This is a genomic window from Kocuria sp. UBA5001 (assembly GCF_002398425.1).
Taxonomy (GTDB): domain Bacteria; phylum Actinomycetota; class Actinomycetes; order Actinomycetales; family Micrococcaceae; genus Kocuria; species Kocuria salsicia.
Window position 1 is genome coordinate 38,785 of sequence record NZ_DGYR01000013.1, and the last position, 18,805, is coordinate 57,589.

An 18,805-nucleotide genomic window follows, 5' to 3' on the forward strand; every position below is an offset into this window, starting at 1 on the left:
CGGATCGCCGGTCACGACCTCTACCTGCTGGCGTGGACGCTGATGATCACGGTGCTGGACGCGGTGGCCATGTGGTTCCTGCTGCACCGCGCCCACCGTCCCGCGCGTGGCGAGCTGCCCGAGCTGGTCGGTGGCACTCCCGATGACGACGCCGCGGGGTCCCGTTCCGGCCTCGGCCCACGCGGTCCGGTGGCCGGGGGCGCACCGGATGACGTGGAGGCAGGGCCTGCGCCCGGCGCCGCCTCGAACGGTCCCGGCGCGGCCCACGGCAGCTCGGCGGTGCAGAGCCGTCGACGCTCGGCCGTGGTGGCCGGCTGGTGGTGGGTCGTGTTCACCGTCTTCCTGGGCTACCTCAGCTTCGCCCGCGTGGAGGGCGTGGCGGCACCGATCGTGCTCATCGGTCTGCTCTACGCGGTGCGCCGCCCCGTGGTGGGCTCCGCGCTGCTGAGCGTGGCCACGTGGATCAAGGTGTGGCCGGCCGCCGCGGTCCTCGCCATGGTGATCGCGCTGCGCCAGCGTGCGCGCATCGTGCTCACCGGCATCGTGGTGAGTGCTGCGGTGGTCGGTGGGGTGCTGGTACTGGGCGGGATCGAGCACATCGCAGCCTTCGCCCTGAACCAGGGCTCGCGCGGGATGCAGCTGGAGGCCACGTTCTCCACGCCGTGGGTGTGGGCCGCGGTGCTGGGTCTCTGGGACTCGCGGATCGCGGACAACACGGCAATCAACTCCACCGAGGTCTACGGGCCGGGAGTGGACGTCATGGCCTCGCTCATGCAGCCGCTGCTGCTGCTCGCGGTGGCTGGCGCCGCCGCGCTGCTGATCCGTGCCCTGCGCCGCGGGGCGGACCGCGGGCGCCTGGTCTACGCGGGCACCCTGCTGCTGACCACCGTGCTGATCGTGTTCAACAAGGTGGGCTCGCCCCAGTTCATGGTGTGGCTCGCCCCCGTGGTGGTGGTGGGTCTGCTGCACGACCGCGTCCGCTGGCTCGCCCCCGCCCTGCTGGTGCTGGGGACCGCAGCCGCGACCTTCGTGATCTACCCGCTGTTCTACACGCCGCTGATCCACGCCAATCCCGTGATGGCCGCGGTGCTCACGGTGCGCAACGTGCTCCTCGTGTCACTGCTGGTGTGGACCGGCCGGCGGATCTGGGAGCTCGGCAGCCGGACAGCCGTGAACTGACCCGGCCGAGCGGCCGCAGTACGGGCGCGGCACGGGCGTCATGACCGGAATCACCGGAATCCTGGTGGGCATTGCGGCTCTCATCCACCCCTTCGCCCGCGCGGGCCTCACGGCACGCTCCTACCGCAAGAAGCCGGAGCAGGCCGACGCCGCTGCCGCGTGCCGGTGACCTTCCCTCCTCCTGATCCTGCCCCCGCCTGACGAGGAGACCGGCCGTGCTGCGCACCACCGCACTGACACCCTGCCCCCCCTGGGCACTGCCGTGGGTCTCGCGGGCCACGCGCCGACCAGCCGGCGGCGCAGGACCCGCGTCTTCGTCTCGATCTCGTCGGTCGCGGAACGGTACGTCACCACGAAGCGATCCCGCTCCTCCGCGTGGCATGGAGACCCCTCAGTGCCACCGAGCACTGGCTTCGTGGTGCGTGGTGCGTGGTGTGTGGCGCGTGGTGTCCCGCGTGCGGCGCGGTCGTCCCCGGGTGGTGCCCCGCGGGTGCGGTCCTACCGACCGTCCCCGCGGCGCTTGAACCGGTTCATCGCGTAGCCGATCAGGGAGGGCGCCTCCTCCGGTTCGCGGGCCTCGGCGCGCCGCAGCCGGTCCTCGCGCTTCTCGCGGTGGCGCTGCATGTGGTCCTCGTAGCGCATCTGGTTCTGCCGCTGCTGCTCCTGCTCCGCGGCCTCGGTGGCGGGATCGGTGGTGGTGCGCCCGTCTGCCGCGGTCATCCGGGAGATGGGTGCGGTGGCGTCCGTGTCCGCCCGCTCCGCCTGCACCACGCGGGGCAGCCGCCGCCGGACAGCCTCCCGCTCGGCGCGCTCCGCCAGGCGCCGCTGGGAGGCACTCTGCCGGCGGGGCTCGGCGTAGCGGTCCCGGATCTGCTCGACCACCGGCAGCTCGTCGGTGGTCTCGTAGGCCTCCTCCGGATCGTCGTGGTCAGCGTGGTACGCCGACGCCGACGCCGCCCACTCGCGGTCACGCCGCGCCGGTGCTGCGGCGTCGTCGTCCTCCGCGAACGCCGACCGGTGGCCGCGCTGCCGGGGGAACTCGTCCTCCCGCAGCGGGGTGACCCGGGGGACCGGACCGGTGTCCACATCCGTCTCGGCCGGCACCTCCCAACGGGTCCCCGCGAACACCCGGTGGCTGCGCCAGCCGCGGAAGAGCTTCCAGCCCAGGTAGAGCATGCCGAGCAGCAGCACGGTGGCGGGCTCCGCGTAGCCGGTGGAGTAGTAGATGGTGGCCACGAGCAGCACCACGAGCCCTACACCCAGCGGTGCCAGGGCCACGGGAGACTGGATGGCGAGCAGGCCCAGCAGGTCCCGGGAGTAGCGCGAGTCGTACTGGCGTCCGTGCAGCGCGTGGGCGCGGATCTTCACTCCCGGGGGTGTGTGCTCGGAGAGCCGCTGGTCGGTGACGGGAGCCCCGTCGGTGTCGTCCGGGTTCAGCACCACCGTGCGGGCCCGGCCCGCGGCCAGCGCGGCACGGTTGGTGGCCGTGGCGCCGGCGAAGACCAGGTACACGCCCATGGTGGCGAGCACGAACGGGAGCAGCACTGCCAGGAACAGGGTGACCACGCGCCACACCCACGCGACGTCGCCCGCCGGGAAGTTCTGGAACTTCAGGGGGCCGTGGGTGAACCAGAGCAGCGCCGATCCGATCAGCAGCGCCCCCACCCCGTTGAGAACGGCGTGCACACGTAGCCGGGGCCAGCCGCGGGCGGACCGCGCGGCCAAGCGTTGTTCGCGTGTGCGCATGGATGCTCCTGAGGTCCCGGGGGAAGAAGGGGATGGTCTCAGGGTAAGCCGTGCCCGCAGCCGCACGCACCGCGCCCGAGGGGTCTGTCCCACCCGGCCCGGCGCACCCCGGCCCGAGCCCACGACGTCACGCCCTCCTGCACCTAGGATCTACCCGTGGCCCGTTTCCTCCTGGACATCACTCCCCTGCGCGAAATTCCCGCGTTCCGTCGGCTCTGGATGGGCTCCACGCTGTCCATGCTGGGCAGCCAGTTCACGGTGATCGCAATCAGCCTGGAGGTCTTCGAGCTCACGCGCTCCACGTTCGCGGTGGGGCTCGTGGGGGTCTTCGCGCTCGTGCCGCTGATTGTCGCAGGACTCTACGGCGGTTCGATCGGGGACACCACGGACCGTCGCCTGGCCGGGTTGTGGACCACGGTGGGGCTGTTCGCGATGACCGTGGCGCTCGCCGCCCACGCGTGGCTGGACGTCCGCAGCGTGGGGGTCCTCTACTCCGTCGTGGCGCTGCACTCCTTCGCGCAGGGCCTGAACCAGCCCGTGCGCGGGGCGATCGTCCCCCGGGTGGTCCCCATGCGTCAGCTGCCCGCGGCCAACGCCCTGTTCCAGCTCACCATGGGCTCCTGTCTGATGATCGGCCCGCTCCTCGGCGCGTTAACGGTGGCCACCCTGGGGTTCCAGTGGGCCTACACGCTGGACGCCATGAGCTTCGGGGTGAGCCTGTGGGCCATGTACAAGCTGCCGTCCCTGCCTCCGGAGCCGGGGGAGCACGGCGCGGCCAGGAGGGCGGGGTTCCGCTCCGTTGTGGAGGGGTTCGCGTTCCTGGCCACCCGACCCAACCTGCGCATGACCTTTCTGCTGGACCTCGCCGCCATGGTCTTCGCGATGCCGCGTGCCCTGTTCCCGGTGCTCGGGGCGTCCGTGCTGGGCGGGGACCAGTTCACGGTGGGACTGCTCACTGCGGCGCTCGCGGCTGGGTCGGTGATCGCGGGCATCTTCTCAGGAACATTCGTACGCATCAATCATCACGGTCGGGCGTGCACTGCCGCGGTGGCCGGATGGGCGGTGTGCATCATGGCCTTCGGCGCCGTGGTGCTGCTCGCCTCGCACGGCTGGGGTGCGGACACCGTGTGGCCCCTGGCCCTGTCCTGCCTCGTGCTCCTGGCGGCCGGCGTCATGGACTCAGTGTCCATGCTCTTCCGCACCACCATCCTGCAGGCCGCCACCCCGGACAACCTGCGGGGGCGGCTGCAGGGCATCTTCATCGTGGTGGTCGCCGGTGGGCCCCGCCTGGGCGACGCCGCCATGGGCACCGGCGGCCAGTGGCTCGGCCCCGGCTGGGCCGCCCTGGGCGGGGCTACCATATGCCTGCTGCTGGTCCTGCTGCTGGTGCGCCTGTTCCCGGCCTTCATGCGCTACGACGCCCGCGACCCGCAGCCCTGACACCCCCGCGGATGACGACGCCGCGCGGCCACCTTCACACACCACCCACCCAGGAGGGACACGACATGGCGATTCTCGAGGACAAGCGGTGGAGCGGAAAGCTCTTCGACGGCGGCTGGACGGACGGGGCGGGTGAGCCGATCGAGGTGCGCAACCCGGCCACGGACGAGGTGATCGCCTGCGTGGGCGGCGCGACCCCGGCGGACGTGCACGAGGCGGCGACAGCGGCCTCGTCGGCCCAGGTGGCGTGGGCGGGCATGAAGCCCACGGAACGCGCGGCCGTGCTGCGCCGCGCGGGGCAGCTGTTCGAGGAGAACACCGCCGAGATCGTCGACTGGGTGGTCCGCGAGACCGGCGCGATCCAGCCCAAGGCGGGCATGGAGGCGCACGTGGCCGCGCAGGAGTGCTTCGAGGCATCGGCGCTGCCCACGCACGTGAAGGGGCAGGTGCTCGCCTCGGACGAGCCGCACTGGTCCCTGGCGCGGCGCGTGCCCTCCGGAGTGGTCTCCGTGATCTCGCCCTTCAACTTCCCGCTGATCCTCTCAATCCGCTCGGTGGCCCCCGCGCTGGCCCTGGGCAACGCGGTGCTGCTCAAGCCGGACCCCCGCACCCCCGTGAGCGGCGGTGTGCTGATCGCGCGGGTGCTTGAGGAGGCCGGTCTGCCGCAGGGCGTGCTGCACGTGCTGCCCGGGGGCGGGGACGCCGGTGCGGCTGCTGTGGACGCGCCCGAGGTGCGCGTCGTGTCCTTCACCGGGTCCACGGCGGCCGGCCGCCACGTGGGAGCGGCCGGTGCCCAGCACCTCAAGCGCACGCACCTGGAGCTGGGCGGGAACAACGCCATGGTGGTGCTCCCCTCCGCGGACCTGGACCTCGCGGTGGGCGTGGGCGCGATGGGCTCGTTCTTCCACCAGGGCCAGGTGTGCATGACCACGGGCCGCCACATCGTCCACCAGAACGTCTACGAGGAGTACGTGGAGCGCCTGGCGGTGAAGGCCGATTCCCTCGTGGTGGGGGACCCGTCCCAGGGGCAGGTGCACCTGGGACCGGTGATCGACGAGAAGCAGCTGAAGGCCGTGGACTCCGTGGTCCAGGAGTCGGTGATCGCCGGTGCGAGCATCAGGGCCGGGGCCACCCACGACGGGCTGTTCTACCGGCCCACGGTGCTGGCGGACCTGGCCCCCCAGATGCCTGCGTGGAACCAGGAGATCTTCGGGCCGGTGGCTCCGGTGATCGCCGTGTCCTCCGTGGACGAGGCCGTGGCCCTGGCCAACGCCTCCGAGTACGCGCTCTCGCTGTCCGTCCTGGGCGAGGTGGGTGAGGCCATGGGGCTCGCGGACCGGATCCACGCCGGCAAGGTCCACGTCAACGAGATGACCGTGATGGACGAGGCCACCGCACCCATGGGTGGCATGAAAGCCTCCGGGACGGGTGCGCACTTCGGCGGCGCGGAGGCGAACATCGAGGCGTTCACCGAGCTGCAGTGGGTCACAATCAGCCCGGAGATCCCGACCTACCCGTTCTGAGCTGCCCGCGCGCGCCGGGTGTCACACGTCCCGGCGCGTGCGACTGGTGACCTTGCTGCGCAGCGTCAGCAGCAGCACGAGGAGCAGGACGCCGTAGAGCACGAGCACGATGGGTCCGGTGAAGAGCACCGCGGGGTCCCCGTCCGCGCTGATGAGGGCGTCGCGCAGGCTCGTCTCCGCGAGGGGGCCGAGCACCATGCCGATGATCAGGGGTGCGAGTGGGTAGTCGTGCATGCGCATCAGGAACCCGACGAGCCCCACGCCGAGCAGCATCAGCAGGTCGAAGGTGGACCCGGAGGTTGCGTAGATGCCGAGCCCGCAGAACACCGTGATCCCCGCGTACAGGTACGGCTGGGGGATCAGCAGCAGCTTGGCCCAGACCATGGCGAAGGGCAGGTTGATGACCAGAAGCACGATCATCGCGATGAAGAAGCTCGCCAGCAGCGCCCACACGAGGTCCGGCGCACGCTCGAACAGCAGCGGACCCGGCTGCAGGCCGTACTGGCGGAACGCCGCGAGCATGATGGCGGCGGTCGCCGAGACCGGCAGGCCCAGCGCGAGCAGGGCGCCCATCGCCATGCCGGTGGTCGCGTTGCCGGCGGCCTCCGGGGCGGCCAGGCCGCGGATGGCGCCCTTGCCGAACTGGGGATCGGGGCGACGACGGTCGAGCTTGCGTTCCGCGCCGAACGCCAGGAACGTGGGGATCTCGGCACCGCCGGCCGGGATCACGCCGAACGGCAGCCCGATCGCTGTGCCGCGCAGCCACGCCGGGGCGGCCTCGCGCAGCTCCGCGCGGCTGAGCCACGGTCGGCCCTTGGACTTCAGCATCTCGCCCTGGCTCTTGAACCGGGCCACGGTGGCGAAGTAGACGACCTCGCCGAGTGCGAGGACCGCCACCGTGACGGTCACGAGCGAGATTCCGTCGAAGAGGTAGGGGGAGTCCATGGTGAACCGCGGGATGCCCGTGACGGAGTCGATGCCCACCACCGCGATGCCCAGGCCGAACGCCAGGGACAGCAGACCCTTCACGGCCGAGTCGGTCACCACCGAGGAGGTGGCCACGAAGGCGAACAGTGCGAGCGCGAAGTACTCCGCGGGACCGAACTTGGTGGAGAACTCCGCGAGGAACGGTGCGAAGAAGACGACCACCACCGACGCCACGAAGCCGCCGATGAACGCACCGATGGCGGCGGTGGCCAGGGCCTGCGGGGCCCTCCCGTTCTGGGCCATCTTGTGGCCCTCGAACGTGGAGGCGATCGCGGAGGCCTGCCCCGGTGTGTTCATGAGGATGCCCATGGTGGAGTCCCCGAACAGCCCGCCAAAGTACACGCCGGAGAACATGATGAACGCGGCCGTGGGATCCAGGGCGAAGGTGACCGGCAGCAGCAGGGCCACGGCCATCGAGGAACCGAGACCGGGCATCACGCCCACGGCGGTGCCCAGGAAGCAGCCCAGGACCACCCAGAAGATGTTCTGGAACGTGAGGGCTCCGGCGAAGCCCTCCATCAGCAGTGACAGGGTGTCCATCTAGAACCCGCCTCCCAGGATGCCGGAGGGCAGTGAGAGCCCGAGGGCCATGTCGAATGCAATGTACGCGAGCGAGCTGACGGTCAGCCCCACCACCAGGGTGAGCAGCGGCCGGGCGGCACCGAAGCCGCGGGCCACGCACCAGAACAGCAGCGCGGCCCCGATGATCCAGCCCAGGAACTCGAGCAGCAGGGCGAAGACCAGGAACCCGCCGACCACCCAGGCGAAGGAGCGCCACGAGAAGCGGGGAGCGGCGTCGTCCCCGGGGGCTGTGGTGTCCGCCGCGCCGACGGCGGTGCTGCCGGAGGGTGCCTTCCCCGCCTGCTTCTCGTGCGCGGACCCGGCTGCGCGGCGCCGGCGCAGGATTACCAGGACGTCCAGGACCACGAGCCCGTAGACGACGCCTACTACCGTGGCCGGGAAGAAGCGCGGGCCCGGGAAGTCCACAGAGTCGGGAACGCTCATGCTCAGCAGACCCACCAGCAGGTAGGTGGCGAACGCCGTGAACACGAGCGGCATGGTCAGTTCCCCGAGCAGGAACGGGCGCGCGGGGGCGGTCTCTGTGCTCGGCGGTTCCACGGATGCCGAGTCCGCCCCGGCCACCTGCTGTGTCACAGTCCCAACTCCTTGTACAGACCTTGGATCCTGGTCTTTTCCTCGTCCAGGAAGGTGGCGAGCTTCTCACCGGTGACGACGTTCTCGTTCCAGTTGTAGCGTTCGATGGCCTTGCGCCACTGCGGGGTGGTGACGGTCTCCCGCACGATGCTCTCGAGCTCGGACTTCTCCGCGTCCGTGATGCCGCCCGGTGCCACGAGCAGGCGCCAGTTCGCGAGCGTCACGTCGAAGCCCTGCTCCACCGTGGTGGGAATCTCCACGCCCGCCACGGGGTCCTTGGCCACGATCGCGAGCGCCCGCAGCCGGCCTGACTCGATCTGGTCGATGGAGTCCGGGTAGCCGCTGGCGGCCGCGGCGGCCGTGCCGTTGAGCAGCGCCTGCGTGGACTCGCCGCCGCCGTCCGAGGACACGTAGATCATGTCCTTGGGAGACACGCCCGCGCTGATGGCCATCTCCGTGACCACGAGCTGGTCGAAGGAGCCGCCCCCGGTCCAGGGCACCTTGCCGGGGTTCTTGGCCCAGGCGTCCGTGAGCTCCTTGAGGCTCGTGTAGGGGGAGTCCCCGGGGACCACGACGACGTCGTACTCCTCCACGACCACGGCCAGCGGGTTCACGTCCGCGTAGGTGGTGGCCGAGTGGTACTGGATGGTGGCCGCGAGCTGGCCCGTGCCGCCGACCATGAGGTTGTTGGCCTGGCCCTCGAGGATCTCCAGGTTGCCCAGGGCGATCGTGCCGCCGGCACCGGGGATGTTGACCACCTGGGTGTTGTTCACGATGCCGTTGGCCCGCTGGGCCTGCTGCATCTCTCGGGCCACGGTGTCCCACCCGCCACCGGCCGCCGCCGGCGCGATGATGGTCAGCGAGGAGCGGAGGTCGTTGCCCCCGGACGCGGAGACGATGGAGCCGACGGTGGCGGTCCCGATCGCGCCGGCCGCCACGAGTCCACCGAGCCCGCAGGTCAGGAACTGGCGGCGGCTGGGGGAGTGAGTGGGTCTCACGATTCCTCCGGGGGTCGGGGTGCAAAGGATCCCTGGTCCGCCCTCGGAGCCGCAGGAATGTGACCTACCATACACATGTCAGCGGCTCGGGCCCCTCGGCGACGCCCCCGTCCGCGCACCCGTGCCCGTACGCTCGACCACGACCCCCGGGGCGCAGTCGAACGGCCCCGCCACCACCGCTCGAAACGAGGACCAATGGCCATCATTCTCGCCGCCGCAGATTCCCCCGCCGGCCACGCCGCCCGCGACTTCGCCGTGCAGGAGGCCCGCCGCCGCGATGCGGATCTCGTGGTCTTCCCCGTGGACGGCAACGAGCCGGACCTCTCCGCGATCGACTACCAGCGCGTGAGCCTCGAGCACGCGGCCGCCCGCAGCCGCGACGCCGTGGGGGACCTCGTGGACCTCACCAACCGCGAGGATGTCGAGGTCGTGGTGGTGGGCGTGCGCCGCCGCTCCCCGGCCGGCAAGATCTTCCTGGGCTCCTCCGCGCAGCAGATCATCCTGGAGTCCGCGGTCCCCGTGATCTCCGTCAAGCCCGCGCCGGGCCACTGACCCCGCCCGCGCGCACCGCTCCGGGGTGTCGGCGCGCCCGCCTACCCTGGAGCGGTGCCCACCCCTCCCACGAGCTCCGCCCCTGACCAGGACCCCACTGGCGAGCCCACCCCGCCCCGCCCCGCGAGCCTGAACCGGCAGATCCTCGCGCTCGCGGTCCCCGCGTTCGGCGCGCTGATCGCCGAGCCGCTGTTCCTGCTCGCGGACTCCGCGATCATCGGCCACCTGGGCACCGCCCAGCTGGCCGGGGTGGGCATCGCCTCGACCCTCGTGCAGACGGTCGTGGGGCTCATGGTCTTCCTGGCCTACAGCACCACCCCGGCGGTGGCCCGCCACCTCGGAGGGGGCCGGCTCGCCGAGGCGCTGCGGGTGGGCCGGGACGGTCTGTGGACCGCGGCGGGGCTGGGGATCGTGATCGCGACGGTGGGCGCCGTGGCGATGCGGCCGCTGCTGCGCACCATGGGTGCCCACGGCGAGGTGCTGGACCACGCGACGTCGTACGCCCTGTGGTCCCTGCCCGGGCTCGTGGCCATGCTCGTGGTCCTGGCGGCCGTGGGCGTGCTGCGCGGGCTGCAGGACACGCGGACCCCGCTCGTGGTCGCGGCCGCGGGTGCGATGCTGAACGCGGGACTGAACATGGCGCTCGTCTACGGCGTCCACCTGGGCGTGGCGGGTGCGGCGATCGGCACGAGCACCACGCAGTGGGCGATGGCCGTGACCTACCTGGTGATGCTCGGGCGGCGGTTCCGGGCGCAGTCGGTGGGGCTGACGACGTCGTGGCCAGGGGTGCGCTCGCACCTCACCGTGGGCTCGTGGCTCATGCTGCGCACCCTGTCCCTGCGCGTGGCGATCCTGCTCACCGTGGTGGTGGCCACGAACCAGGGCCCCGAGAACCTGGCCGGTTACCAGCTGAGCATGACGATCTTCAACTTCCTCGCCTACGCACTGGACGCCCTCGCGATCGCCGCCCAGGCCCTGCTGGGCAAGGAGCTCGGCGCGCGGGACGTGAACCGTGAGCAGGACCGCGCGGCCGTGCGGCTGCTGATGCGTCGGCTGCTGCGCTGGGGGCTGGGCTTCGGCGTGGTCACGGGGTTCGCGGTGGGGCTGCTCGGCCCGCACCTGGGGTTCCTGTTCACGCGCTCGCCGGAGGTCCAGGCGGTCTTCGGCGCGGCGCTGCTCGTGGTGGCCGTGGGCCAGCCGCTCGCGGCGTACGTCTTCGTGCTCGACGGCGTGCTGATCGGCGCGGGGGACGCCCGGTACCTCGCGCTGGCCGGCGTCATCAACCTCGCGGTGTACCTCCCCCTGCTGTGGGTGGTGTTCACGTGGGGTGGCGCCGGTGTGGTGGGAGCCGTGTGGCTGTGGGTCGCCTACGCGGGCGGCTACACCGGTGCCCGCGCGGCCACCCTGGGGTGGCGGATCCGCGGGCGTCGGTGGATGATCGCGATGGCCTGAGGCACCCCCTGCCAGGCGTGTGGCCCCGGGGGATCCACATGCGGGTTGGACCGCCCGCCGACGGCTGCGGAGGACTATTCTTAAGGCATGAACAAAGACGTTCTGAACACCTCGCCCAACGCTCCCGTCCTGGTGGGCATCGATGGCTCCGACATCGCCCTGCGGGCACTCGACCGCGCCCTGTCGGAGGCTCGTGCCCGCCACGTCCCGGTGCGCCTGATCAGCGCCTACCCCCTCATCGCGGTGGGAGAGCCGTCCCTCGAAGCACGTTTCCACGAGGCCGTGGTCGCGGAGAGCAAGAGCTATCTGGCCGACGCGAGCGAGTACGCCCGCGAGCACGCCCCGGACCTCGAGGTCCAGGACGTCCTGGGAGAGGGTGACGCCGCCCGCGCCGTCCTGGAGGAGGCCAGGAGTGCGTGCCTCGTCGTCCTGGGCAAGCGCGGTCGCGGCGGTGCCCTGCGGGGGCGCCTGGGCTCCGTGTCAGCCGCGGTGGCCGCCCACAGCCCCGTTCCCGTCATCGTGGTCCCGCCCAGCGAGAAGCAGGACGCCTCGGACGCGGAGGTCGTGCGCCAGGAGGCCAGGGCGTCAGAGGACGTCCGCGTCCCGGACGCGAAGGCCAAGGACGACGACCAGCTCTCCGCCTCGCAGACGGACTACACCGGCTCCGTGGTCGTGGGCGTGGACGCCTCCGGGGAGAAGAACCCGGCCGTCGCCCAGGCCGTGGAGTACGCCGTGGCCCACGGCTGCGCGCTGAGCATCGTCTCCGTCAACGGCGCCCTCTCCGGAACGCCCGAGTGGTTCCAGGACCAGTACAACCGGCCCTACTACTTCCAGGAGGCGCTCGAGAAGCTCTCGGAGCTCGCGCAGAGGATCTCCGGGGAGCACCCCAACCTGACCGTCACGCAGCACGCGTTCCTGGGCCGCCCGGGCCGGGTCCTGGTGCAGGCCACGCGGACCGCGGACCTCGTGGTGGTGGGCTCCCGCGGCATCGGCGGCTTCACCGGACTGCTGCTCGGCTCCGTGTCCCAGGCAGTGCTCGGCGCCGCGGCCGGACCCGTGATGGTGGTCCCCAGCGGCCGCTGACTCCCACGCACAGCCCCCCCCCCGACGAGACGAACACGAGACAGGCAGGTACTGCAGAGATGACACAGAACATTGTGGTGGCGTACGACGGCTCCGAGCACAGCGAGCGGGCCCTGGACTGGGGGATCGCGGACTGCCTCGAGCGGCAGCTGCCGTTGAAGATCGTGCTCTCCACGGGGCGTCAGACCGGCCTGGACCAGTCCCTCTACGGCGCCTTCGCGGACGCGCTGCAGGAGGAGTCCGAGCGGCTCGCCAAGCGGGCCGTGGAGAAGGCCAAGACCGCCGGGGTCACGGCCCAGTGCATCATCGAGCGCGGTGACGCGGCCGGCGTGATCGTGTACGAGTCCAAGGACGCCGCCGTGGTGGTCATGGGCAAGCGCGGGCACCACGGCGTCCGCGGCCGGGTGGGCTCCGTCTCCGCGGCCGTGGCCGCCCACTCCTCGGTTCCCGTGGTGATCCTCCCGGAGAGCTGGAAGCCAGACGAGCGGGAAACCCGCCCCGAGGGTGAGACGTTCGCGGGCTGCGTCGTCGTGGGCGTGGACAAGCTCGGCACGGAGAACCCGGCCGTGACCGTGGCGGCGCGCTACGCCGCGGACCACGGGCTCACGCTCGCCGTGGTGAGCGTGGTCCCCACCACCGGCTACCTGCCGGTGAACTCCTACGAGCTCGAGATGGCCGTGCAGGAGCAGCTGAAGGCCCCGGCCCAGCAGCTCACAGAAAGCGTTGCCGAGGAGCTGCGGGGCGAGTTCCCGGGCCTTGAGACCGTCACCCGGGTACTGGAGGGGCGTCCGGCGGACGCCCTCGTGGACGCCTCGCGCACCGCGGACCTGCTCGTCGTGGGCACGCGCGGCTACGGCGGTTTCCGCGGGCTGCTCATGGGCTCCGTCTCGCAGGCCGTCCTTGCGGACGCCGAGTCCCCCGTGATGGTTGTTCCCACCGCGAAGAACTGAGGCTCCCGACGACGCCGTCGCGCACGTCCCCTCCGCGGGCCGGTTTCCCTCCCGGGAGCCGGCCAGTGGCCGAGGGCGGTCGGCAACGCCGGTTCGGGGCGGAGACCGAACCCGCGTCGGCTGCCACGCCGCCGACACGCCCGCCGGGGGCCGGGGTGATGGTTCTGTCCGCGCACGAGCGCACGTAGCCTGGCCCCAGCAACCCCCGCGTGCACAGCGCCGAACCCCGAGACCCCCGGAGGACCCTCGTGACCACCGCCGAAACCCATCCCGCGGTGCTCAGGCGCGCCACCCTGGGGGGTGCCCTGGCCGCGGTGCTCGTGGCGGGCGCCGTCGCCCCCGCCCAGGCCCTGGACGTCCCGCCGCGGCCCGAGGTGGGCGCCGTTCAGGACCAGGCCGACCTGCTGACGGACGGCCAGGAGGAGCAGCTCAACCGGTTGATCGGCGAGAAGAATGATGAAAACGAATACATCCGCGCGGCGGTCCTCACCGTGAACGACACCCAGGGCGAGAACATCGAGGATTACTCGCGCAAGGTCGCCACAGACTGGGGCGTGGGGGACGACGGGCGCAACAACGGCGTGCTGATCGTCGCGGACATGGGGGAGCGCGAGCTGCGCATCGAGGTCGGGGACGGCGCCCGGGAGGTGCTCTCGGACTCGGACGCCGAGAACATCATGGAGAACCAGCTCGAGCCCGGGTTCAAGGACGGGGACTACGCGGACGCGTTCACAAAGACGGTCACCAAGGTCTACGACGAGGCCGATCCGCAGGCCGCGGCGGACCGGGCGGCGAAGGGGCGCACGGTGGCCACGGTCATTTTGTCGATCGTCGGCGTGGTCGTGGTCGTGGTCGTGCTCGGGGTCCTGGTGATCGTCTGGCGCTGCCGCCGGAGCACCAGGCAGATCATGGATCAGGCGAAGCGGGAGATTGAGCAGTACGAGCGGGAGCATCCGGGCGAGGGGATCAGCGCGAGCATGCGCCGGGCCTACCTGAAGTACCGCCTGCAGAACCCCAAGGCGCCGGGCCTCAACGACGATCCCGTGCGCCGCACGGGCAAGGACGGCATCGAGCGGGAGGTGCACTACGCGCCCACCTTCCAGAGCTGGCTGCCGCTCTACGCGGTTTCCCCATCCCTGTACTCCGGGGGCGTGGTCAACGCCTCGAGCTCGTCGTCCGGCAGCTCCGGCGGCACGAGCTCGTTCGGCGGGGGCGGCGGCTTCACCGGGGGCGGGGCGTCCGGGAGCTTCTGAGCGGCACCCCCGCGGCCTGAACTGTTTTCGCGATGGCAAATCAGGTCGTGGCCAGGGGGTCATGACGAGACCCGCTGTGCCCCTGGTCACCCAGGGCGGCCATCGTGATCGCCATGCTCCCGTTCGGGTCCTGAGGCTGCCGGATCCTCCTACGACCGCGCTGCGGGACACCCTCACCGCGGTGTACGACCGGGCGACCTCGCAGGCCGCCTCCGACCGCGCCTTCTCGAAGTCGGGGTTCATTCTCCGATCGGGGCGGTGCTGCTCCTTGTCGTGGCGGACGTGCCGACCTTGGTGATGCGGGGCCTGCCGCGGAGTCCCGCCGAAGGGCGGCTCCAGCGGCCCCGCGTACGGCAACAGCTCGGGCCCGTCCGATGCCTCCGGTTCCTCATGCTCGTTCGGCGGCGGTGGAGGATTCTCCGGGGGTGGCCCCTCGGGGGGGGCGTGGGATCCGGCCCGGTGCGCGGTTCACACTTCCCGGTTCACGACGACCCGGTGGCCGAGGAAGATCTCCCCCCCCACGAGGACCACCCGGTCACCAAGAGTTCCTGTTCACCGGGCTCCTGGAGCTGTGCGCATCACACGCACCGGCGGAGGCCCCGCACCTACAGGGAGGCGGATGGCCGCCGATCCTGTGCGGACAGGGGAGGTCCGGGGAAAGCGGGGCACCATGAAGCCGATCGAGCACCTGCGGCCGTCCCGGCTGCCGGCGGGACCGCTGCTGTCCGCCGTGGTCCTGGGGGCCGGCACCCACGTGCTGGTCTCCCTGGGCGACACGGGCGCCTGCCGCCGCGCTCACGGCCGTCTGGCACGCGTCCCGTCCGCGGCACCGCGAGTTCGACGCCCGCTGTGGAGGCAGGGTGCCGTGGAGATATCACGCCGTAGCGGTACCACGGGCAGCACCCGCACCGGGCGTCGTCGTCGGCACCCGCCGCCACCGGCACCGCCGCAACGGCGGGCGTCACGGGCTCACACGGCGTCGAAGACGTTGAGGTAGCGCCGGATCCGTTCACTGTCCGAGGCAAAGAAGTCCTCCGGGGCGCCGTCGAAGCCGATCCCGCCGTCCGCGAGGAAGACGATGCGGTCCGCGACCCGGCGGGCGAAGCCGATGTTGTGCGTGACCACCACCAGGGAACGGCGCTCGCGGGCCAGGTCCACCATGACCCTGATGACCTCGGCCTCCAGCTCGGGGTCCAGGGCGGAGGTGGGCTCGTCGAAGAGCAGGTAGTCCGGCTCCACGGCCAGGGCCCTGGCGATCGCCACGCGCTGCTGCTGCCCGCCGGAGAGGTTGTCCGGGTACTCCTCCAACCGGTGGCCCATTCCCACGGACTCCAGCAGCTCCACTGCGCGAGCCCGGGCCGTGACGCGGTCCGCCTTGCCGTTCAGTGCCGGGGGCATGGCCACGTTGTCCAGCACCGTCTCGTGCGGGAAGAGGTTGTAGCCCTGGAAGACCATGGCGGAGCGGCGGCGGATCGCGGAGATCTGCCTGCGGGTCAGCTGCGCCCCGAAGGTCACGGAGTCCCCGTTGATGTCCAGGCGCCCGGACTCGGGGACCTCGAGCAGGTTCATGGTGCGCAGCAGGGTGGACTTCCCGGAGCCGGACGGCCCGAGGATCACGGTGGTCTCCCCGTTGGGCAGCGCCAGAGTGATCCCCCGCAGGACGGTGGTGTCCCCGAAGCTCTTGGAGACGTCTGTCAGCTCAAGCATGGGAACTCCTGATGTAGCGGTTGGACACCCGTTCGAGGCGGGACTGCAGCAGCGAGAGGACAGTGAAGATCGCCAGGTAGATCACAGCCACCTCCGCGTAGAGCGCGAGGGGCTGGAAGTTGGTCGCGGCGATCTGACGGCCCACCTGGAACACGTCCGCCAGGGTGATGACCATGACCAGGGAGGTGCCCTTGACCAGGTCGATGAGGTCGTTGCCCAGGGGAGGCAGCGCGATCCGCAGGGCCTGGGGCGCGACGACGTGGCGCACCGTCTGCCAGCCCGTGTAGTTCAGCGTCCGGGCGGCTTCGAGCTGGCCCCGGGGGATGGACTGCACGGAGGCCCGCAGGGTCTCCGCCGCGTAGGCCCCCGTGTTCAGGGTGAACGCGAGGATCGCGGAGGTCCACGCGGAGAGCGTGATGCCGGCGGCGGGCAGCCCGTAGAAGATGATGAACAGCTGCACCAGGATCGGGGTGCCGCGGAACAGCCACACGTAGAAGCGGGAGATCCACTGCAGGGGGCGGATGCCGCTCAGGCGCATGGCGGTGGCGAGCACCGCCACCACCAGGGCGAGGACGAAGGCGATGATGCTCAGCGGGATGGTCACCTTGACGGTGGCCAGCAGCAGCTGCGGAAGGGAATCGGCCCAAAGGCTCAGGAAATCGGTCATGACTCCGGGGTGAGGTCGGTGGACACGTATTTCTCGAAGATCTTGGCCAGATCGCCGTTGTCCATGTGGGTGGTCAGGGACTTGTCCACGGCGGCTCGCAGCCGTGGCTGGTTGCGGGCCATGAGCACCGCGGACTCCGAGGCGTCTCCCACCTGGCCGTCCAGGAGACGGATCCTGGCGTCAGGGCGCTGCTCGAAGAACGCCTGGAACGTCACGAAATCGTTGGCGGTCATCTCCACGCGCCCGAAGGTCACGAGCATGATGGCCTCGTCGAACCCCGTGGTGGGCACCAGCTGGGCCCCCAGGGCGGCCATGCTCTTGCCGAAGTTGGAGGTCTCGGTCTGGGCGGAGGTGTGCCCGGAGATCTCGTCAACGGACGTCAGCGGGGAGTCCTGGGCGACCCCGGCGCGGCCCTGGGAGATCGCGTAGGGGATGGAGAAGTCGAAGTTCTCCCTGCGCTCGGCCGTGGGCGCGATGTTGTTCATGACAAGGTCGTAGCGGCCCGCGTCCACCCCCGCGATCAGCGAGTCCCACTGGGTCTCAACGTAGGTGGCGCGCACCCCGAGGTCCTTGGCGATCAGGTCCCCGATCTCCTTTTCATAGCCCACCAGGGCGCCGGAGTCGTCGTGGTAGCCGTACGGGCGGAACGTGCCCTCCATGCCGATGCGCACCTCACCGGTGCGCTGGATCCTGGTCAGCAGGTCCTCGGAGGCACCCGAGTCCTCGGAGCCGCCGCCCGGTGAGCAGGCGGCCAGCACGGCAACCAGCCCCGCCAGGCCGGTGCCGCTGAGCACGGCCCGGCGGGATGCTCGACGTGAGTCCACGGTGGGTTCCCCTCTCAGGCCGCGTCGAGGGCCTGGGCGAGGTCCGCGATGAGGTCCTCGACGTCCTCGATGCCCACGGCCACGCGCAGCAGGTTCTCGCTCAGGTGCGCCAGCTCGCGGTCCTCAGGTGAGTATGCCCCATGGGTCATGGATGCGGGGAGGCAGATCAGAGACTCGATGCCGCCCAGGCTCACTGCGAAGCCGAAGATCTCCAGGCGGCCGAGGAACGCCCGGACGTCCTTGCCTGGGAGGAGCTCGAAGGAGAACAGCCCCCCGAGCCCGTCCGCCTGGGCCTCCTGGATCCGGGCCTCCTCCTCGTCGAAGGATCCGGGGACGAGGACTCGCGCCACCTCGTCCCGGCCGCGCAGGAACTCTACGATCCGGTGGGCGTTCTCCTGCTGGCGGTCCAGGCGGATGCCGAGGGTCTTCACGGACTGGATCAGTCGGTAGGAGTCGATGGGGGAGAGCACCCCGCCCGAGACCATCTGTGCCAGGTGCAGCTGCTGGGCCATCTCGTCGTCGTTGGTGCTGACCACGCCGCCCAGCAGGTCCCCGTGGCCGCCGAGGTACTTGGTGGCGGACTGCACGGTGACGTCCGCGCCCAGCTCCAGCGGGCGCTGCAGGTACGGGGTGAGGAACGTGTTGTCCACGACCACCATGGCGCCGTGGCGGTGGGCAAGCTCGACGACACGTCGGATGTCGGTCACGCGCAGCGTGGGGTTGGACGGCGTCTCGAGGAACACGATGCGCGTGCTCTCGTCGAAGTCCTCGTCCGAGAGCCGGTTGAGGTCGTCGTGGAAGTGCGTGGTGATCCCGCGCTTGGGCAGCTCAATGGTGGCCCACCGGTAGTTGCCGCCGTAGACGGGCAGGCCCATGATCACCGAGTCACCGGCGTGCAGGGTGCCGAGCACGGCCCCGGTGGCAGCCATGCCGGTGGCGAACGCGAAGGAGTGCCGGGCGCCCTCGAGCGCCGCCAGGGTGGTCTCGGCATCGGTGCGCGTGGGGTTCGACCCGCGCTGGTACTCGAAGGGACCCTCGCCGCCCTCGGTGGGCTGCAGGAACGTGGAGGCGGTGTGGATCGGGGGCACCACGGCACCCAGGGCGACGTCGTGCAGCGCGTGGATGGTGCGTGTGGTGAAGCCGGCCAAGAGTTCCTCCGTCGTGAGTAGTCAGAGAGGCCAGGTCTACACGGATCGGCGCGCCGGTGCGAGTCTGTTGCGCCGGAAGTCGGCATGTGGCGCACCGGGGTTTCCCGTCCCGGTGCTGGTCGGGGGGCGTCCTGCGCCCTG

Annotated in this window: 17 protein-coding genes; 9 read left to right on the top strand and 8 right to left on the bottom strand. The window is 71.1% G+C overall.

Features of this window, described 5'->3' with window-relative positions; translation table 11 throughout:
• Positions 1 to 1,179 (top strand): hypothetical protein (locus B3G12_RS08095; RefSeq protein ID WP_414672743.1); only part of this gene is annotated, 1,179 nt, incomplete at its 5' end.
• Positions 1,180 to 1,219: 40 nt separating this feature from the next.
• Positions 1,220 to 1,348, top strand: a complete 129-nt coding sequence (locus B3G12_RS08100) for a hypothetical protein (protein WP_260983288.1) — start codon at positions 1,220 to 1,222, stop codon at positions 1,346 to 1,348.
• 329 nt (positions 1,349 to 1,677) lie between these two features.
• Here B3G12_RS08100 and B3G12_RS08105 read toward each other — a convergent pair whose 3' ends face one another.
• Positions 1,678 to 2,925: a hypothetical protein gene (locus B3G12_RS08105; RefSeq protein WP_290499879.1), complete on the bottom strand. Its 1,248-nt coding sequence runs from the start codon at positions 2,923 to 2,925 to the stop codon at positions 1,678 to 1,680.
• A gap of 156 nt (positions 2,926 to 3,081) precedes the next feature.
• On the opposite strand from B3G12_RS08105, the gene B3G12_RS08110 reads away from it, so the two are divergent.
• Both B3G12_RS08110 and B3G12_RS08115 read left to right on the top strand, forming a co-directional pair.
• On the top strand, positions 3,082 to 4,365 hold the full coding sequence (locus B3G12_RS08110; protein WP_290499880.1) for an MFS transporter: 1,284 nt from the start codon (positions 3,082 to 3,084) through the stop codon (positions 4,363 to 4,365).
• A 65-nt stretch (positions 4,366 to 4,430) separates the two neighbouring features.
• Complete coding sequence (locus B3G12_RS08115; protein WP_144941426.1) at positions 4,431 to 5,888, top strand: benzaldehyde dehydrogenase; 1,458 nt, start codon at positions 4,431 to 4,433, stop codon at positions 5,886 to 5,888.
• A 21-nt stretch (positions 5,889 to 5,909) separates the two neighbouring features.
• Here the strand turns inward: B3G12_RS08115 and B3G12_RS08120 are convergent, their stop codons facing one another.
• Genes B3G12_RS08120 through B3G12_RS08130 form a run of 3 tightly spaced genes read right to left on the bottom strand, consistent with a single transcriptional unit; the run spans position 5,910 to position 9,028 of the window.
• The gene (locus B3G12_RS08120) at positions 5,910 to 7,415 is read right to left on the bottom strand and encodes a tripartite tricarboxylate transporter permease (RefSeq protein WP_144941424.1); all 1,506 of its coding nucleotides are present in this window, start codon (positions 7,413 to 7,415) and stop codon (positions 5,910 to 5,912) included.
• Complete coding sequence (locus B3G12_RS08125; protein WP_144941422.1) at positions 7,416 to 8,030, bottom strand: tripartite tricarboxylate transporter TctB family protein; 615 nt, start codon at positions 8,028 to 8,030, stop codon at positions 7,416 to 7,418.
• On the bottom strand, positions 8,027 to 9,028 hold the full coding sequence (locus B3G12_RS08130; protein WP_186366740.1) for a tripartite tricarboxylate transporter substrate binding protein: 1,002 nt from the start codon (positions 9,026 to 9,028) through the stop codon (positions 8,027 to 8,029). Before B3G12_RS08130 ends, B3G12_RS08125 begins: the two co-directional genes overlap by 4 nt.
• Positions 9,029 to 9,223: 195 nt before the next feature.
• Here B3G12_RS08130 and B3G12_RS08135 point away from each other — a divergent pair, with 195 nt between their 5' ends.
• From B3G12_RS08135 to B3G12_RS08155, 5 genes are all read left to right on the top strand, one after another.
• The gene (locus B3G12_RS08135; RefSeq protein WP_144941418.1) at positions 9,224 to 9,580 is read left to right on the top strand and encodes a universal stress protein; all 357 of its coding nucleotides are present in this window, start codon (positions 9,224 to 9,226) and stop codon (positions 9,578 to 9,580) included.
• A 54-nt stretch (positions 9,581 to 9,634) separates the two neighbouring features.
• Entirely contained in the window at positions 9,635 to 11,032 is a 1,398-nt protein-coding gene (locus B3G12_RS08140; RefSeq protein WP_144941416.1) for an MATE family efflux transporter, read from the top strand.
• 87 nt (positions 11,033 to 11,119) lie between these two features.
• On the top strand, positions 11,120 to 12,115 hold the full coding sequence (locus B3G12_RS08145; RefSeq protein WP_144941414.1) for a universal stress protein: 996 nt from the start codon (positions 11,120 to 11,122) through the stop codon (positions 12,113 to 12,115).
• A 59-nt stretch (positions 12,116 to 12,174) separates the two neighbouring features.
• Positions 12,175 to 13,065, top strand: coding sequence for a universal stress protein (locus tag B3G12_RS08150; RefSeq protein ID WP_144941412.1), 891 nt, complete (start codon positions 12,175 to 12,177; stop codon positions 13,063 to 13,065).
• Between the two features lie 248 nt (positions 13,066 to 13,313).
• On the top strand, positions 13,314 to 14,318 hold the full coding sequence (locus B3G12_RS08155; protein ID WP_144941410.1) for a TPM domain-containing protein: 1,005 nt from the start codon (positions 13,314 to 13,316) through the stop codon (positions 14,316 to 14,318).
• A 969-nt stretch (positions 14,319 to 15,287) separates the two neighbouring features.
• Here the strand turns inward: B3G12_RS08155 and B3G12_RS08160 are convergent.
• From B3G12_RS08160 to B3G12_RS08175, 4 genes are read right to left on the bottom strand one after another with little or no spacing between them, the layout of a single operon-like run.
• Positions 15,288 to 16,025, bottom strand: a complete 738-nt coding sequence (locus B3G12_RS08160) for an amino acid ABC transporter ATP-binding protein (RefSeq protein ID WP_144941408.1) — start codon at positions 16,023 to 16,025, stop codon at positions 15,288 to 15,290.
• Positions 16,018 to 16,692, bottom strand: a complete 675-nt coding sequence (locus tag B3G12_RS08165) for an amino acid ABC transporter permease (protein WP_012397183.1) — start codon at positions 16,690 to 16,692, stop codon at positions 16,018 to 16,020. Before B3G12_RS08165 ends, B3G12_RS08160 begins: the two co-directional genes overlap by 8 nt.
• Positions 16,689 to 17,516, bottom strand: coding sequence for an amino acid ABC transporter substrate-binding protein (locus B3G12_RS08170; RefSeq protein WP_167317907.1), 828 nt, complete (start codon positions 17,514 to 17,516; stop codon positions 16,689 to 16,691). The genes B3G12_RS08165 and B3G12_RS08170 overlap by 4 nt, the downstream gene beginning before the upstream one ends.
• A gap of 14 nt (positions 17,517 to 17,530) precedes the next feature.
• Positions 17,531 to 18,664 carry a trans-sulfuration enzyme family protein gene (locus B3G12_RS08175; protein WP_094393213.1) on the bottom strand — a complete coding sequence of 378 codons (1,134 nt, stop codon included), beginning with the start codon at positions 18,662 to 18,664 and terminating at the stop codon, positions 17,531 to 17,533.
• Positions 18,665 to 18,805 lie beyond the last annotated feature (141 nt).

Coding starts and splice junctions, on each gene's coding strand:
- B3G12_RS08160 (WP_144941408.1), bottom strand. CDS start 16,025: ATGCTTGAGCTGACAGACGTCTCCAAGAGCTTCGGGGACACCACCGTC.
- B3G12_RS08100 (WP_260983288.1), top strand. CDS start 1,220: ATGACCGGAATCACCGGAATCCTGGTGGGCATTGCGGCTCTCATCCAC.
- B3G12_RS08135 (WP_144941418.1), top strand. CDS start 9,224: ATGGCCATCATTCTCGCCGCCGCAGATTCCCCCGCCGGCCACGCCGCC.
- B3G12_RS08165 (WP_012397183.1), bottom strand. CDS start 16,692: ATGACCGATTTCCTGAGCCTTTGGGCCGATTCCCTTCCGCAGCTGCTG.
- B3G12_RS08115 (WP_144941426.1), top strand. CDS start 4,431: ATGGCGATTCTCGAGGACAAGCGGTGGAGCGGAAAGCTCTTCGACGGC.
- B3G12_RS08145 (WP_144941414.1), top strand. CDS start 11,120: ATGAACAAAGACGTTCTGAACACCTCGCCCAACGCTCCCGTCCTGGTG.
- B3G12_RS08105 (WP_290499879.1), bottom strand. CDS start 2,925: ATGCGCACACGCGAACAACGCTTGGCCGCGCGGTCCGCCCGCGGCTGG.
- B3G12_RS08120 (WP_144941424.1), bottom strand. CDS start 7,415: ATGGACACCCTGTCACTGCTGATGGAGGGCTTCGCCGGAGCCCTCACG.
- B3G12_RS08150 (WP_144941412.1), top strand. CDS start 12,175: ATGACACAGAACATTGTGGTGGCGTACGACGGCTCCGAGCACAGCGAG.